The 16,824-nt window shown below is 42.3% G+C and carries 17 protein-coding genes; 4 read left to right on the forward strand and 13 right to left on the reverse strand.

Going from position 1 to position 16,824, the window contains the following annotated elements:
* Window positions 1-25: 25 nt before the first annotated feature.
* Together NLX82_RS06010 and NLX82_RS06015 are read left to right on the forward strand one after the other, a co-directional pair.
* Window positions 26-289 (forward strand): YkgJ family cysteine cluster protein, encoded by a 264-nt coding sequence (locus tag NLX82_RS06010; RefSeq protein ID WP_176716855.1) that lies wholly within the window; start codon window positions 26-28, stop codon window positions 287-289.
* Window positions 290-325: 36 nt separating this feature from the next.
* Window positions 326-1,276: an acetylxylan esterase gene (locus tag NLX82_RS06015; RefSeq protein WP_254347611.1), complete on the forward strand. Its 951-nt coding sequence runs from the start codon at window positions 326-328 to the stop codon at window positions 1,274-1,276.
* 166 nt (window positions 1,277-1,442) lie between these two features.
* On the opposite strand, the gene NLX82_RS06020 is transcribed toward NLX82_RS06015, so the two are convergent.
* On the reverse strand, window positions 1,443-1,766 hold the full coding sequence (locus NLX82_RS06020; RefSeq protein WP_025723814.1) for a DUF3817 domain-containing protein: 324 nt from the start codon (window positions 1,764-1,766) through the stop codon (window positions 1,443-1,445).
* 152 nt (window positions 1,767-1,918) lie between these two features.
* Between NLX82_RS06020 and NLX82_RS06025 the strand changes: the two genes are divergently transcribed.
* Entirely contained in the window at window positions 1,919-2,923 is a 1,005-nt protein-coding gene (locus tag NLX82_RS06025; protein ID WP_071558387.1) for an LLM class flavin-dependent oxidoreductase, read from the forward strand.
* Window positions 2,924-3,245: 322 nt separating this feature from the next.
* On the opposite strand, the gene NLX82_RS06030 is transcribed toward NLX82_RS06025, so the two are convergent.
* From NLX82_RS06030 to NLX82_RS06045, 4 genes are all read right to left on the reverse strand, one after another.
* Window positions 3,246-4,862 carry a cellulase family glycosylhydrolase gene (locus NLX82_RS06030; protein WP_023989832.1) on the reverse strand — a complete coding sequence of 539 codons (1,617 nt, stop codon included), beginning with the start codon at window positions 4,860-4,862 and terminating at the stop codon, window positions 3,246-3,248.
* Between the two features lie 406 nt (window positions 4,863-5,268).
* Window positions 5,269-5,520 (reverse strand): hypothetical protein, encoded by a 252-nt coding sequence (locus NLX82_RS06035; RefSeq protein WP_025723818.1) that lies wholly within the window; start codon window positions 5,518-5,520, stop codon window positions 5,269-5,271.
* Window positions 5,521-5,743: 223 nt separating this feature from the next.
* Window positions 5,744-7,504: a dihydroxyacetone kinase subunit DhaK gene (gene dhaK, locus NLX82_RS06040; protein WP_254347612.1), complete on the reverse strand. Its 1,761-nt coding sequence runs from the start codon at window positions 7,502-7,504 to the stop codon at window positions 5,744-5,746.
* Window position 7,505: 1 nt separating this feature from the next.
* Window positions 7,506-8,639 carry a glycerol dehydrogenase gene (locus NLX82_RS06045; RefSeq protein WP_053325929.1) on the reverse strand — a complete coding sequence of 378 codons (1,134 nt, stop codon included), beginning with the start codon at window positions 8,637-8,639 and terminating at the stop codon, window positions 7,506-7,508.
* Between the two features lie 189 nt (window positions 8,640-8,828).
* Here NLX82_RS06045 and NLX82_RS06050 point away from each other — a divergent pair, with 189 nt between their 5' ends.
* A complete protein-coding gene (locus tag NLX82_RS06050; protein WP_209943305.1) occupies window positions 8,829-9,860 on the forward strand; it encodes a PocR ligand-binding domain-containing protein in 1,032 nt (343 codons plus the stop codon).
* A 180-nt stretch (window positions 9,861-10,040) separates the two neighbouring features.
* On the opposite strand, the gene NLX82_RS06055 is transcribed toward NLX82_RS06050, so the two are convergent.
* The 8 genes from NLX82_RS06055 to NLX82_RS06085 form a co-directional block, all read right to left on the reverse strand.
* Complete coding sequence (locus tag NLX82_RS06055; protein ID WP_367995875.1) at window positions 10,041-10,973, reverse strand: DUF2167 domain-containing protein; 933 nt, start codon at window positions 10,971-10,973, stop codon at window positions 10,041-10,043.
* 860 nt (window positions 10,974-11,833) lie between these two features.
* Window positions 11,834-12,472, reverse strand: a complete 639-nt coding sequence (locus NLX82_RS06060) for a suppressor of fused domain protein (RefSeq protein WP_254347614.1) — start codon at window positions 12,470-12,472, stop codon at window positions 11,834-11,836.
* Window positions 12,473-12,519: 47 nt separating this feature from the next.
* A complete protein-coding gene (locus NLX82_RS06065; RefSeq protein WP_254347615.1) occupies window positions 12,520-13,008 on the reverse strand; it encodes a hypothetical protein in 489 nt (162 codons plus the stop codon).
* Between the two features lie 258 nt (window positions 13,009-13,266).
* Window positions 13,267-13,755 (reverse strand): hypothetical protein, encoded by a 489-nt coding sequence (locus tag NLX82_RS06070; protein WP_254347616.1) that lies wholly within the window; start codon window positions 13,753-13,755, stop codon window positions 13,267-13,269.
* Between the two features lie 339 nt (window positions 13,756-14,094).
* Window positions 14,095-14,541 (reverse strand): SUKH-3 domain-containing protein, encoded by a 447-nt coding sequence (locus NLX82_RS06075; RefSeq protein WP_254347617.1) that lies wholly within the window; start codon window positions 14,539-14,541, stop codon window positions 14,095-14,097.
* 565 nt (window positions 14,542-15,106) lie between these two features.
* The gene (locus NLX82_RS27530; RefSeq protein ID WP_302055728.1) at window positions 15,107-15,232 is read right to left on the reverse strand and encodes a hypothetical protein; all 126 of its coding nucleotides are present in this window, start codon (window positions 15,230-15,232) and stop codon (window positions 15,107-15,109) included.
* 124 nt (window positions 15,233-15,356) lie between these two features.
* Window positions 15,357-15,812, reverse strand: a complete 456-nt coding sequence (locus NLX82_RS06080; protein ID WP_023989842.1) for a DUF6630 family protein — start codon at window positions 15,810-15,812, stop codon at window positions 15,357-15,359.
* A gap of 21 nt (window positions 15,813-15,833) precedes the next feature.
* A complete protein-coding gene (locus NLX82_RS06085) occupies window positions 15,834-16,808 on the reverse strand; it encodes a hypothetical protein (RefSeq protein WP_254347618.1) in 975 nt (324 codons plus the stop codon).
* Window positions 16,809-16,824: the final 16 nt, after the last annotated feature.

The following is a 16,824-nucleotide window of genomic DNA, read 5'->3' on the forward strand; positions in this document are numbered from 1 at the left end:
AACAGATTTTAAGGAGTGACCCCAACTGGAGTGTCGAGTAGGATGTGCCGCGTGCTGTATTGCCATTACGATTTCTTCCCCTATTCCCGGCATGCCAGATGGAAAACCAGCTGGTGTTCCTTGCCCTCAGCTCACTTCCGATTACCGTTGCCGATTGTTTGGCAAACCTGAGCGCCCAGTTGTATGCAGTGGATTCCATGCTGATGAGGATACGTGTGGAAGCACTAATGAAAGAGCATTTGAACTGCTGAGAAAGCTGGAGGAGTCAACTTTACCGGGTAAAACTTAAGGAGAAGTTCATTCTATATGAAGGAGAATTTTAATTATGAATGTTATTGAAAAAAGAATTGCCGAATTAAAGCAATATCGGCCCGATCTTACCGCCCCGAAGGATATCGATTTATTCTGGGCCAAAACATTGGAAGAAGTACACACCAAACCTGTACGTGCGTTCAAAGCTCCCGTAGAAACACCATATCCTCATATCCTTGCCTACCGGGTTACTTTTGAGGGTGTCGATGATACGCCTCTGCATGCCTGGTATGTACGCCCCCGATTTGCCGGAGATCAAAAGCTTCCGTGTATCGTTCTGTTTCATGGCTATACAGGCGGAAAAGGCTATCCTGAAGATTATTCCTCTTGGCTCATGCTTGGCTTTGCTGTATTGGCAGTAGATGTACGTGGTCAGGCAGGAGAAACGGGAGACCGTCTGGGTGATCCTCACGGTACGGTTAAAGGCTGGGTAACGAAAGGAATATTGGACAAGGATACCTGCTACTACAAAACGATTACAACTGATGCCCTTAGAGCCGTAGATTGGGTAGCGGAGCAGTCGGATGTTGATTCGGCTAAAATCGCAATCAGTGGCGCCAGCCAGGGCGGCGGACTTTCATTAATGGTGGCTGCGCTCAGCGATAAAGCTGCCATTACGGTCGCGGATATCCCCAATATGTGTCATATGGATTTTGGTATGATGAATTCTACCAGTTCACTGACGGAAGCAGCTGAATTCGTCAACCGATTTCCGGAGCATTTGGAGCAGGTACTACATACATTAAGTTATTTTGACGTGATGAATCTTGCTCATCGCATTCGTACCCCGATCATGGTATCGGTAGGGTTCAAGGATACTGTGTGTATGCCAGAGACGATTTTCGCCGCTTATAACCGTATTGAATCACCTAAAACGATTGAAATTTATCCGTTTATCGGACATTGGGTTGAAGGCTTTCAAAGACGCAAAACGGCAGAATTTTTAGTTCAGCATTTTTCATAATTCGCTTCCCAACGCTCGAAAGTACAATATATAGAATGATTCCTCCGGTGCACAAAAAAAGAACACCACGCATCAAACTGCGTAATGTTCTTTCTACTGCATCGGGGCCAGTCCCGCTTACGCTAGACAAACTCCTCGACACTTCACACGAAAAAATCTTCTAAGATTACGATGCAGCCCGCTGTTCTGCTGCCGAATCCCCTGTCCATTTTCGCACCCAAACAAAATCCATAATCATCAGACCAAACGGGATGAAGGAGGCAAACATAATAAAAAGAGGCCGCCGTATAGACCAGTGCAGTGCTGTTTTTCCATAGATTAAAGCAACGAGGAGCAACAAAAAGCTCACCCGGTATATGTTACCAATCACCATAACCGCCTGGGTCATGCCCGCAGCTTGCAGGGGCTGGTGGGTGAATAGTATCGCCAAATAAGCTATAGCTTGAATCCAGAGCATGAGTCGGACACGCCCCAAAGGTGTTCTTAACACAAATTCAATCCCCTCTCTATAAGCAAGGATGTTCTCTCATCCTTTACACATCCTTTATTATAACGAAAAGGTCCCCAAACTCCAACCTATCCATTTTTGAATTTTGACCTAATGAGTTGTGTCTGATACAGTTGTGTAAGAGGTGATTATAAATGCTTAAACTGGGTATACTGGACCAGTCTCATATTCCTGAAGGCGGTACTGCTCAGGATGCATTATCCAATACAACAGATTTAGCGCGTGAAGCTGATCAACTGGGATATAGCCGTTATTGGGTATCCGAACATCATGCGTCCAAAACACTAGCGCACTCCAGCCCTGAGGTGCTGATTGCGCATTTGGCTGCTCACACATCACACATTCGTGTGGGTTCAGGCGGTATTATGCTGCCACACTACAGCGCGTATAAAGTCGCCGAAAACTTCCGCTTGCTGGAGGCACTCCATCCAGGACGCATCGACCTGGGAATAGGGCGTGCTCCCGGTGGTTTACCGCTGGCTACTCGTGCCCTGCAGGAAGGCAAGTACCAATCTGTCGAACAATATCCACAGCAGATTCTCGATTTAATCGACTACTTCCATGATTCGGTGCCTGACAATCATCGATTTGCCGGTCTTCATGCCTCCCCGATGATATCGACCGTCCCTGAATTATGGTTGCTTGGCTCCAGCGGAGAAAGCGCTAGATTGGCTGCGATGATGGGTGCCTCCTATGCCTTTGCCCAATTTTTCGGGACTCCAGGTGGTGTAGAAGCTACCGCACGTTACCACGAGCAATTCCAGCCTTCGATCCTGGGTGATAAGCCCCATTCCATGGCGGCAGTTACGGTGGCCTGCGCGGAAACCGAAGAAGAAGCTGAACAACTGGCGTCCAGTGCTAGTTTGTATTTCCTTTTGCTCATGCAAGGTAAAGAAATGAGTTCTCTTCCGTCGGTGAAAACAGCAATGTCCTATCCGTACACGGAGTTGGATCGTGAGCGGCTGCGTCAATCCGCAGCATGGCGTGTTGTTGGTACCCCTGAACAGTGTAAGGAACAGCTGCTAAGACTGGCTGAGCAGTATCGTACCGATGAGTTGCTGATCGTTTCATCCATACATGACTTTGATAAACGTGTTCAGTCCTACCGTCTGCTGGCCAAAGCTTTTGATTTGGTATAGACACAGTTGAACGGAGGCTGAGCTTCAGAAACATAAAAACCCCCGCCTGCCTATAATGGCAACAGCGGGGGTTTGTCGTATGAGAGGGGTTCATTGGAACCACCCACTCTGCACTATGGAAGTAATTCAAGCACCACAAAAGTCGAACATCATCTGGTACTTTGGTAGTATATATACCGAAACTAAAGTGTTAGTCGTTACCTTCTAAAGTTCCAGTCCTCATATACCAAAGGCGCATATTCTATACTCCAAACCTTGGAAATATTCCACCCAAAAGTCCCATATCTTTACTCGTTCCGATAAAGTTAGTAACGATTAAATTCTAAGGCTCTATCCCCCAAACCAGCTTACCCTGCTGATATACAGTGCCATGGTCCCAGTCTGCGAATGCTGTTTGGGTAGCACCATAGGAGTAATCGTTGGTCTCATCAAAATTGCTCCAATTTGCAGCATGAATCCGGGGTTGAATTTCTCCGCTTTCCCCTCCGGGCTGAATCGTTCCCGCTCCATCTGTGAAAGAGATCTCCATATATTTATCAGCCTTAGCCTTTGGATTCGGCAATGTTACAAATGTTGCTTTTACCTTTTCATTGCCAATCCTGGCCCAGTCTACAAAAAACTGCTGAGCTTGTTTGCTTTCATCTGTGTAATAGTAGCGAATTTTTAGATCACTCAACTTCACAGCTGTTTTCCCTGTATTTTTGATATTAAATTCAGGACGGATTGCGTTATCCTTGGCGTTCGTGTCACCGGTGCGATACTGAAGCACAATCCCTTGATCGTTACTGCCTGGTGTACTTCCTCCGTTACCGTTATCGCCGCCGTTGTTGCCACCACCGTTATTACCGCCAGTGTTGCCGCCATCTCCGCCGTTATTCCCACCGTTGTTTCCGCCTCCACCATTGTTGCTGGAGCCTTCCAGAATCGCCTGTTTTACGAATTTGCCGGAAGCGGACAATTGTGAATCAGGCCATCCTCCCTTACGGTCAGCACCAGGCAACAGCGCAGCAGAGGTCTCATTTTTATCTGCCAGCGACCAGTTAGCCCAACTGATTCCACGGCTTGCCAGAAAATCAGTCCATACTTTGGATTCATTCAGGAACGGACCACCGTTACCCGAAGCATCGCTTGTACCCCACTCGGTAGCAAATATGCCCACGCCTTTGTTCAGCGCATAATCGACCCGATCGCGCAAGTACTGTCCATGCGTACCCGCATAGAAATGTACGGTATACATTGTATTCTTGTCTGGAAGTGGATGGTCTGCTGCATCATGTACATCCTGACTCCATGTGCCTGTTCCTACAATAATAATATTGTCCGGGTCCTTAGCACGAATAACCTGAGATACCTCAGACGCATAAGGTCGGATTTGATTGTTCCAGTTCACATTCCCATTCGGCTCATTGGCAAGCTCATAGATTACATTAGGCAAATGGCCGTACTGAGTCGAAAATTCATTAAAGAAAGCTTTGGCTTCATTTTTATGAATGTTCGGATCGCCATCTGAGAGAATATGCCAGTCAATAATGACGTACAAGCCCAGTTTCTGTGCTGCCTCAATCGCTTCCTTCACTTTATTTTTCAAAGAAGGATTGGCGATATAACCATCTTCTTCAGTGTACAGTGCAACCCGGAATACGGAAATGCCCCAATCGTCCCGTAGCCATTTCATAGAGTCCTGATTTACCAGATCCCCAAACCATTGGACGCCGTGAGAGCTAATACCTTTGAGTTGTACAGGTTTACCGTTTTTATCCACAAGTTTGCCATTCTTTACTGAAAGTTGTCCGTAACGTTCCACAGGGGTCGTCCCAGCAGCCTCTGCTGTTTGCGTATTCCAGTTGAATCCGTTCGTTAACGTTAACAGTAATACTGCTGTTAGCATCACCGCTACTCTTTTTGCGATCCTTGGCAGGATCCATTGCCCATTCATCATTTACACATTCCTTCCTTTTTATAAAGTAGATGAGACTTATCAGTACGTTGTTCTCCGCTCTTTTGCCCCCTCCTTCATACAACAAGAGGATCAGGTCCAAACATAGATGTCACTTACCTGTATATGGATGATACTACTATTATAGTTAGTTTCATGTTACATTTCGACTTTATGATAGAAAATGAACAGGAAGTCACGGTTTTGGGATGTGTTCTGCTTAGTTGACTACTATAGAGTACTAAAGGGACAAAAGACTCATTTTCCAAATGCAAAATTTGGAGAATTTTAGTTGTTTAATAAAAAAAGACTGCTTCCCGATGCTTTAGCTCGGTATAGCAGTCTTATAGATGATCTTATATGTGATCGAATAATGTTACAAATATCGTCTTAACGTATGATCTCCCTATTACCCCTGAGCGGTTGCTTGAGGCTCTTTGGTCGTCTGATCTTCCTTCATATCGCCGCCATCCGTCGCTTGATCTGTCAGTACAGTCTCAGATGAGTTACCTATTACCTTGTCTATAAGTTGCAGCCAAGGTTCTTCACTACCTCCACAGCTCTCAATATCACCGAGCAGGGACTCTAGCGTGGTTCCTTCTTCTGGCAAATCAATAACTAAACTGTCTTCGTCAACTTGGATGGTGCAGCAGGTTTTCATTGTAAATCCCTCGCTTAATTCATATTTGAGCATGCAGTAAGCTAGCTCAGATGGGATGAACTCCCATGGATTCCGGGATAAGCCCTTTGAATCCGTCTGAAATTATAAACCTAATGCACATCAATTGCAATGAACAAACCTTGAATTTTTAAGAATTAGCGAGTGTTACAGAATGGATATCTAAATGAAGTGTTCGCGACAGTAATTTTGGATATATAGAGAATCATTTCAAACACTCAGCGAGCTCCGTAAATATCACCCCAAGCGCATAAGCCCCCGCATCTGGATAACCGAGGCTCCTCTCTCCGACCGTTCCGGCACGACCCATGCGCGCCACGATGTCTTCCGTCTTTTTGGCCCCTGATACAGCGGCTTGAGCACCACTTACAAAGGCTGCCTTCACATCAAAATCTAATTTTACGCTCTCCAACCAGCTATCCGCACATGGCACTAATGCATCTATAAGCGTTTTATCGCCAACGACGGCTCCTCTGCCGAAAGAACGTTCGCCTGTTGATTGTATGCCTTGCACCGCAGCCTGCATCATATCCGCGAATTCGGAAACGGTGAGTTCGGTTCGTTCGCCCGCAGATCGTGCTGCTGCGCGAAATGCTGAACCCCAGATCGGACCCGAAGCGCCACCGCAATATTCCATGATGACGAGCGAGCATGAATGAAGAAAGGCTCCCATCGTCAAAGAATCTTGATTCAGGATGTCTCTCCATTCCCGTTTCAGCTGACGAAATCCCTTAGCAACGCTCATGCCAAAGTCGCCGTCGCCTGCATGAGAGTCAAGATCGCAGAAAGGTACCTCATTCTTGATGATAACCTCGCTCATCTTATCGACTAAATAGATAAGATTGTTCAACGTAACTTTGTTGTTCTCAATAACCGCGAAGGCAGGGTCCGTTTCCACCGCAAAAGATACTTGCCGCTTTTCGTCTACTACAGTTGAAATATCCGTGAATACGACATGATCAACAGGTCCAGCCACCTTGAACGCAGGTGCGTTGCTTTCATGGGAGAGGAGCGTTTTCAGTTCGTTGTCCAGCTTCATGATGGAAACCGAGATGCCTGCCATATCGATACTCGTCATATAATTGTTGACAAAAGTGCGATCGATCTTAATCCCCTTCGCTGCTAGTTCGCGAGTGACCGAATGGTTGAAGAGGTACAGTTCTTGCAGAGGCGTACCGCCGAAACCATTGATCAACAGGGCGATTTCTCCGCTGAATCCAGTTTCAATCTGCATGTCTCGAAGGAGATCGGTTACCATTCTGCCTGCCAACGTATCCGCATCCGTCAGCTTCTCACGGCTGGTCCCAGGCTCGCCGTGAATGCCGACGCCGTACTCGATTTCATCATGCCCGAGCTCTAATGTTGGCGTGCCCTTCGCCGGCACGGTACACGAAGTCAATGCGAATCCGATACTGCGTACATTCGCAGCGGCTTTCTCGGCCACTGCTTTAACTTCCGCCAGACTCCGGCCCTCTTCCGCCGCTGCACCCGCGATCTTATGGACGAGTACCGTTCCCGCCACCCCGCGCCGTCCGACCGTATATAGGCTGTCTTCTACAGCGATGTCGTCTTCAACCTTTACATAGTCCACTTCCAGACCGTCTTCAGTGGCCAGATGGGCGCCGTTTCTAAAGTTCATAATATCGCCGCTGTAATTTTTAATAATCAGCAGCGCACCTTTTTTCCCGGTTGTCGCTCGGATGGCCTGATATACTTGAATTTGTGAGGGAGAGGCGAAGACATCACCGCAGACCGCGGCATCGAGCATCCCTTTTCCAACAAAGCCGGCGTGGGCGGGCTCATGACCACTGCCACCGCCGCTGATGAGCGTTACTTTCTCCGCGTTCAATTCCTTTTTTTTGAGCACTTTGTATTTTGGCAGAAATTCCAGCTCGGGATGCGCGAGCGCAATACCGCTGCACATCTCAAGGACCAAATTTTCCGCACGGTTGATGACCTTTTTCATGCTACTTTACCTCCGCTTTGTACTGGCTCCCGATACGGTCGGCCGCAGCGATTGCCGCTGCAACCTGCTCCACTGTGACCGGAAACGGCATGGAATGAATCGATTCCTCCAGAATGCAGGCCTTTGCAGCTACTTCCATGAGTTCTTCCTGGCTGATATGATCGACGCCAATATCGGCCAAGCAGACCGGTAAACCGACGGCTAAACAGAAATCAAGTACCTGATGTAATTCTTCCGTCGGTGCGTTTTCGAGCACCAGCTGTGCGATCGTGCCGAATGCAACTTTCTCTCCATGATAATAATGATGCGTGCCTTCCAAAATCGTGAGTCCATCATGAATCGCATGGGCCGCCGCAAGTCCGCCGCTCTCGAATCCGAGGCCTGAGAGTAAAATATTAGTTTCAATGATATTTTCGAGTGCTTGCGTAACTTGGTTTTCATCACATGCCGCTTTTGCTTTGGTACCGTCTTTCAACAGCATTTCATAACATAGCGTTGCAAGTGCAATCGCCGCATTTGTACCTACTGCTGGCGCACACTGTCCTTCGCGTACTCCGTTAGGCAGTCCGGCATTGACCCTGGAGTAAGAACGGGAGGTCGCACGGGCTTCAAAGTAAGTCGACAGTGCATCACCCATGCCTGATACGAGGAATCGGGTTGGTGCATTGGCAATTACGGTGGTGTCGACTAATACGACACTCGGACTTTGCTTAAAATAGGCGTAATCGTCGAAAGCGCCTTCCGGGGTGTAAAGAACGGCCGAGTGACTTGTCGGTGCATCCGTCGCAGCAATCGTCGGACAGATGATAAGCGCTTCCCCTTGGGCCACGCATTTCGCCGCGTCGATCGCTTTCCCACCGCCGAGACCTACGATACAATCGCATCCATTCGCAGTAGCAATTTCCTGAAGTCTAGACACTTCCTGTCTGGAACACTCACCCATAAAACCGCTTTCAATAAAGGTCACGTTATATTTATCCAAAGTGGAATCAAGCTTATCTTTTACCCGCGCCACATCGGCAGGATGCGCAATCAGTAAAGCGGATTTGCCGAAGGTGCTCACATAGTAACCCAAATTCAACAATTCGTTTTCACCTTGTACATATTTGCTTGGGCTGATAAAAGCTTTTCTCATCTATAATTCCTCCTTATGATTGTGTTGGCTTCGTTCTGATTAAAACTATAACCGAACCATGTAAACTTTACATTGGAGGAATCAAGGAATATATTATAATCTACAATCGTATTTTTTTGCACTGAAGATCACAAATTGTACTTTTTTGTTATCGCTTACAGGATAATTTACCATTAAGGGATGAGAATCTTGATACGTGAACATTTGAGCATCCAGAAAATCTTTGATTTGAAAAAGTGGGAGCAGTTGCAGGATTCATTAGCATCCGTTACCAAATTAGCCATTCTCACCGTCGATTATAAAGGGAATCCCGTAACTAGCCACAGCCAATGCCAATCGTTCTGCAAGAAGGTTCGCCAGGATGAGAGTCTCCTTCCCTACTGCCAAAAATGTGACTCTCGCGGTGGACTTGAAGCGGTGCGTTCCAACAAACCTTATATTTATCTCTGTCATTATGACATCGTCGACATCGCGGTACCGATCATTATTGACGATAAGTACATCGGCGCCGTCATGGCAGGTCAGGTCCGCTTAGCCGATCCTTCGAGCGCCTTACAGCTGGAGCAAATCCTCACGTCAAAAAATGAAAAACTGTACAGTTCCAAATGGGAGGAACTTAAGAACGACTACGCCGATCTGCCATCCATGACCTATCAGGAAATTCAGACGATCTCCAACATGTTATCCTTATTGTGTAATTATATTGTTGAAGAAGCCATGAACAAAAATCTTCTCGCAGAAATGTTCGAGAAGGCGTCGGCCACACAGTCCACTCTGCAGTTGTCCGAGATCCTTCCTGGCTACTCGCTGGAGCATATCGAAAGCCTTAAGAAAGAAATGAATAATTTCTTAGCAGATGCCTATCTGAATTCCTCAGGAGATGTGAATATTCCGTGCGGAAATCCCGTACTAAAACCCGCCTTTGAATATATTTTTCAGCACAAGGGTGAAACTTTTTCTCTCAAAGCCATGGCTGACTTGTGCCACATTAGCCCAAGCTATTTTAGTCGGCTGTTTGCCAAGGAAACGGGGGAGAACTTTTCCAGCTATCTTTCCCGCCTGAAGATTAAATGGGCGAAGCAATTGCTTGAAGCTACAGATATTCCTGTATCTCAGATCAGTAGCGAGCTCGGCTTCAATGAGCCAGGGTATTTCATTAAAATATTCAAAAAGTATGAAGGCACAACGCCCGCGGTGTACCGAAAGTATTACAAGGGATAAAATAAACGAAAAACAGATGATTCACGGGTCTAAGGTCACCATGATCATCTGTTCATGTAAATTAGTTCTGCTCAGCTACTTATGTCCTGGTGTGCTTCTCAAGCTGCAAGAGATGGTGATTTGCGCTCAATCACCATACCCTTTTTATCAGCAATTTTATGTTGGATTGTTTCTTTATCTTTACTGTAGTGTTTCTGACTGATCCTGAACGTTCGTTTCATTGTGCACGGATTCCGATTTTTTCTTGCGAAATAATTTGGCGAAAAACTTGCCTATTACACCAAACATACCTGCACAAGCAGCACCAATAAGTATGATAACCTTAATTCCTGCGCCCTTAAAAAAAGCAATGAGTAATGCCAACAAGCCTACCTTTTTAGCTACTGCCAAGCCTGCTCCTCCCAAAATCAATCCGGTCAGGCCGTATTCGGAAATTTTGTCCGTTGAAGCATTAAAATCCTCGTACCGCTCACCTGATTTGACTGTCAGCTTGGGTAATATGTTCTCATTCAAAAACTTCTTATCTGCGTCCAAATGCGCAGGATCGGACACTAATATGGCAGAGATATAACCCTGACGAGTGAGCAAACGAACATTATAATTGATCAGCTTTTCCTTGTTCCCATCCTCCGCCAGCATAGACCAGGTTAGATTATGGGTCGCTTCATTATAAAAAGGCTCCACATCCCAACCCGTAACATACAGGCGATCACTTTCCGCTTTTTCCTTGTTACTCTCTTCCGTACCCTCTTTATAACTATCTAGAATGCCATCCGCATCGATGTCTTCTTTTTCATCATCTTTGATGTGTCCAAGTTCATAGTATTCAAAAACAACTTCCCAATTTTGATTTTCATCTTTCGGAAATATACTCCCAATCTCCTTGCCGGATGGCTTCTCATGATTCATCTCGCTTACCTTTGCTGTGTTAGCTGCATCCAAGAAAAGAAGAGATGAGTCCAGTTCAACCGTAGCCATTTTTCCCAGGTCTACCTTTCGGCCACCCTCAATCCATTTTAATTGTTCATTGGATGAGGCCCACGCGTTGCCCCCACTGAGTAACACCAGACTAAGCGCCAACAGCGCTCCAAAAATCGTTTGGCCCCATTTCATTTTGTTACTACATGTGTTATCTAGTCTCTTGTTCAAAACTCATTACCCCTTTATAAATTCCAATATCTCCCGTGTTCCCAACCATATTAGCCACTGCTTCATATTTTGTCAATTCGCAGTAGCAAAGGGAGTTTCTGAGACTTAATACTCATTTTTATACATATGTATGCAAATATTCTAATCTAATCGAACTGAATTAATAATATGTGAATGAGCGATAAGAAAAACTCATAAAGGACAAGCACAATTGCGCAATGGCACTACTTCTCCGTTCCGGTTTCTACTTATGAATTCCTAAAAAGGGCTTATTCCTTGATACGACAACCCCATTGACTTCTAGCTTAATTTCGGACAATCTATCTAGCATAAAAAATTCCGAATTTCATCAGATTAAGGAATGTATAATTCATCTAACAAGAGACTTTAGTCTTAGTGACTTTTTGCCTGTTTTTAAACATATGTCAACTTTTTTATTTAAAAGAATGTATAGGCTTTCATAGAGTTGATTGATTAGAAATAAGCTAATTATTGAGAAGACCCCACAGAAGTTTACTGCTTATTTGAGGGCTAGGAGTTATTCACCAGTATTTGATAGTGTCACCATACTACTTAGATCATCAGTCTTTTACCTTTTGTTTAGTCGTCTCTATCGGAATGCCTTTTCAAGTTTGATAGCACTTTGGACTATATTGGGATGACTACCATAGCACACAACTGGTCATTCTCTACAAGTAAAAAAACTTATTCCTCTCATATTTCGAGTGAAATAAGTTTTTTAAAGATCAATTATAATTTTTGGAGTCAATTAATTGAGTAACTTCATTTCACAATCTGTTATTTTTGCTCTCTTTAATTAGCTATTAACATCCTTGTTTACATGTATTTAATCTATTAACTTTAACAATATCATTTACGTTATAATCATCAAACTTTTCAAGAAGAGCATCAAAGCCTTGTGATAATTGATATTCCATTTCTTCCTGGTATATTGGACAAGCAACCAAAAATTGTATTAATTTGTCCTCACTTAACATTAACGAACTAAATCCTTCATCTTCACGAATTGGAGGTAATAATAGCATACAAGTAAAATCATTGTTATTTGCAATTGGTTCTGGAGGATCGCCATTAGGTATAGTGTCTCCATAACAAAACCAAGTGCTTCTTTCATTCGGGAACTTGCCAAGTTTTCTTAGCCAACCAAATGGCCAATAATCTTTAAAATCTTTAATATCCTCTTTAGCCACAGGCCATGATGCCGGAAGATACATGATGAGTTCTGTACATTCCCAATCTTTATTATCCTCTGAAACTTGTGCAGGTAATAAGCTCATTCCTGACGTTATAATAGTATGATAGTCTCGTTGTTCGTTTGCTCGAAAAATGATTAAGTTTATATTCAAACTTTCTGAAGCGGTCTCTATGTTTATTAAATCTGGCTCACCAATGTATTTCTTATAATGTTCTAATAATTGAACATTTATATCCAATATTTTCACTTTCCTCTTCTAAGCAATCTCTTTATATTAAGTCTCCCCATAGGTTGTTAGAATATCAATAGGCTTCCTTGAGGCCACTTACCCTTCCAACCACAAGGTATATGCCCTGAATTATATATTTCCAATAAGTCTGTATGAAAACCTGGTTTTACATATGTGCTATATGCATATTCCATCATTGCAGTAAGCAAATCCCACTCAACGCTCTCATATATACAATTATTTAATTTATTTTCTTGTATAAATGTAGAAATATTTTTAAGGACTCCGTCCTTAAGTAATAATTTAGCCTCCATAGTAATATTATTCCACTGTCTGTACCCTTCTCGCCAGTTCTCATGCAGAGTCGAAGTTAATTGATTTCTTATTTGGAGTCTAACATTATCCCAAGTAGAATTGACTTTTTTTTCAACATCAACCCAGTTGCGTACTTGCGTAACATTAACATTGAATGTAGCATTAATAGCATCCCCACAGTTACTGAAAAAGTCAATTTTAGATATTTTATTATCATAAAAATCCTTTACTTCGTTCATTGTCTTCCCCTTATTTTAGTTTTATTTTTTGAAACAAATATTTATGTGCGACCTTGCTGCCTATTTTTGGAGTGCTCTGATTATTTTTACTAATGCTTTTAGATATAAAAAAAGCTTATTTCTCTCATTGGATCAAGTTGGTTGGAATAAGCTTTCTTGATTTTTTCAAGTATTTGTTTAAGTTTGGTATAACGTTCTACTTATTGATTGTATCTACAATCCCTTAGTCAAAAAAAGTAAACAAAAGCATTACTGTTTTTAAGCAAAGTAAGCAATAAGTTTTCCTTCTTCTGGGTAATCACCATCCCACCCACATGGAAAACCACCAGCCTTATAGATTCTAAAAATTTGTTCGTAAAAATTTTCAATCTCACCATTTATTGCACGATTTATTGCGCAGTTTCTCAAATCTACTACAACACTTTCAAAAAAATCACTATAAGAGTCCGTTATTTGACTTCTAAGACCATCAGCTATTAATCCAGTTAATTCATCCAAACCACTAGGTTTTTGGGAAGAATCTAATTTATACAACTTCCCCTTAACTTTTCCCATTTCAAGTTGTCTTATATCGGACCAAGTATATTCATCTTCACCGAAAACTTCAGTAATGGCTAGCCTTTTCGCCTCTTCATATTGATTAATTGTAACAATATTTTGAGGTCTCTGTGTTTTTGGAAAATCCATCATAGAATTTGAGAATTGAATAACCTCTTCAACTAAATTACTGTGTACTCCGTACTTCATAACTTATCAAACCACCTTTCCCACAAATCTATTGTTACGCCCCCGCCTCTGTCCCAAACAGGCTCACGACTTAGAAACAAAGGTAAAGTTAATTTCGGATTGTATTAGAGGGTAAGGGTGCTAACCTAAAACTTATCCTTTTACCTGTATCGGTTGACCGGTCGTCACCAAATGGTTTTCTCACACAATAATCCCTGCTACGCGTAGTTGAACTGCGATTAAAGTAACTTTCTTTGTCTACCTTCATTACTATAGTTGTTGTACTAACCTTATTAAAAGTTGCAATTCATGTCCGCCGTCATCTTGCCTAGGTTCCTTTCAGCCGATAGCTGAACTTTATTATTCTACCTCTTCTGGTTTTCTAAATAAACATAGAGTATCTAGTGCTTCGAAGATGTTATCTCCGAACTTGAATAATGAATATCCATTTTTTCCGTATACCTTCCCGGATTTCGAAATAAACATTATTAAATTTCCGCGATATGCTTCTCCAACTACAACAAGCGGCTCTTTTACTCGTGCCTCAAATTCCTCGAAGTCTTCTTTTTCATAATAATCCCCTACAGCTTCTTCAGGACTAAAAATAAAGGTTTCCAAACTTCCATCGGGATGCTTAAATTTATATTCGACTCCACCAAATACGCTTAGTGCATCAATCACTGAATCGAATACTTGATACCCCATTGCTTCTAATAACTTTACTGTTGCGGTTAAGTCAACCTCATTAATTGGTTTCCATCCTGCTGGTATTAGTATTTCTCTCGCATCATATGATAAGTTATCCATAAGCATTCTCCTATTTTTTCAAAAATACTATTCATGAAAGTCATCAATAAAATCAAAAAATGTCTTTTCACAGTTTTACATGGCTGGTAGTACTTCTCTTTACCTTTAAAGATACTTACTAGTATATTTTCTATTTTTAATGTTGACTATAAAAGTCGATGACCGCCTGAATCTCAGCACAATTTTCAACATGCCATGATTTGAAACTTTCATCATCCTTGTACGGATTTTTGGGGTCGTTTTTGGCTTTCCTCTTGTTTCTTGTACTTTCTTAATTAAGTCAGGATTCCATTACACTTGGATTGAATTGTTACTCTCGTCTTTGAGGAACTGAACATGCTTCTCTAACTGCTCCCTAGCAAGATCTCTAATTCTCAATTAGCTTTTGTCTTTAGCACTACCCGTTCCCTATGTTGTAAAGCTAATCTATTGAAAAGTAAGATGGTTGCTAAAATACTAGGATTTCCATCTGTTTAGTTTTCTTTTTTTCTGCTTGTTCAGGCATGCGGAATACTGTTTTGTCCTTCATCATGCCGTAAATAATGTTGACTACTATCAGCGCATCTTAACTGTCCGCCTGTTGCCGTGACCCTCGTACTTTCTGGCAGTAGCCTCTTATCTCCTGATACTCTGCTTGTGTCTGTGAAATCAATCCCAATTTTTCTTCTCCTGCCTGAACCTGCTTTGCCATTTCTCTTGCCCTCCTTTGATTTTGAGCATGCAAAAAAGCTCATTCCCCCTCATCATTCAAGTTGGAACAAGCTTTGGAAAGTTTACAAGGAGTTAGATCAGAGATTTATAGTACGAAAGTGGGGTTAATAATAATACTGTATACATCTTTCTTTGGGAGGTGTCCATTCATCAACCAATAGATCTTCTCGCAGCAGTTTAGATTTGTGCTCCAGTTTGGCAATAAATAAAGCATAATAGTCGCCACCAGTTGGATAAGCAAACAATCCATACTTTTTTGGATAAATGAGATTATTGACTTCTTTTATCTTGTCAGGCACATACTCATATTCAAATTCCCCCAATTTCTCCAATTCCTCCTGGGAAGCCAATTCAAGGTTATGAGCAAATTCATAATCCAAAATATAGTTAACAATCTCCATAGATTGCTCACCTCGATAATCAAGATAGAGAAATTTCTTCGTAGACAGACCATATTTTAATACACTTTCGTAGATACTTAACTCCTCCAAATCACTTAGAATGACTTCCATGTCTTGGCGATCTTCAAATATGAGCTGTACGATTTCCTCATCAGACATGTTGATTTCCTCCGCTTATAATTATTGAAACAATTCCCCATGTTTATTCGGAATATATTCGGGATAATTTTTACGATAAAAGTTATCTATGAGGCGCAACAGCGTGTCCCATTCCGGATAAGATTCATGATCTCCAATTTCCATTTTCGCTTCTGGCGTGTTCATCAATACATCGTCAAAATGATTGAAAACAGGTAGACTCAATTTATTCCTTACATAAAGCAAGAACAATATTTCATATGGATAGAATCCATATCTAAAGTCGCCAAATTCCATGGACTCGCCTATTTCTGAGGCTAACATCGAGTGGTAAAGTGACATTTCACCAATCAGGCGGTTAATTACTTCCGAATCACGAGTTTTCCATTGCTCCAACACTCCCTTATAAACATCCAGGTCTTCCGGTATTAAATCGTATCGAAGCCCAGCTTCCTTGAATTTTTCTTTCACAGCTATATGCAAGTATTGACTCGTTCCCGCAATAGTTTTATTTCTATATTGTAAGTATAACTCCAATAAAAACCACGTATGTTTGTTCCATTCATTAGCTTCTAGTATATTACTTCCAAGGTTGTTCTCTATAAAGTCAAATAATATGTTTTCTTCTTTCTCCCACCCAAACATCGTGAAATGAATTAAGGCTGTTATGACTTCCCGAAACGAGTATTCTGGCATCATCCCAGGGTAACGGATTTTATAAAGATCTTGCCCCATACACTGGTAAAAAACGACTATTTGCATCTTTTTCAATTCTTCTACTCTATTTCCACCATTAATTAAAACATCGTACTTCCATTTTGAGAGGTAATATGAGAAAACTGAGTCTAAATCTATTAATAAAATATGATCCTTCTCTACAGCATTCAAATCGACGATATTAATTATTTCACTTTGGCACTCTTCATATTCATTTTTAATTTCTTCAAATTTGATCCCGTCAACAAAGTTTTTACTGTATCTTCTATACGCCATTTCTAGTTTTTTTGGATTTAGCATTATGTCCTCCTTAAGG

This window comes from Paenibacillus sp. A3M_27_13 (assembly GCF_024213315.1).
Taxonomy (GTDB): Bacteria; Bacillota; Bacilli; order Paenibacillales; family Paenibacillaceae; genus Paenibacillus; species Paenibacillus polymyxa_B.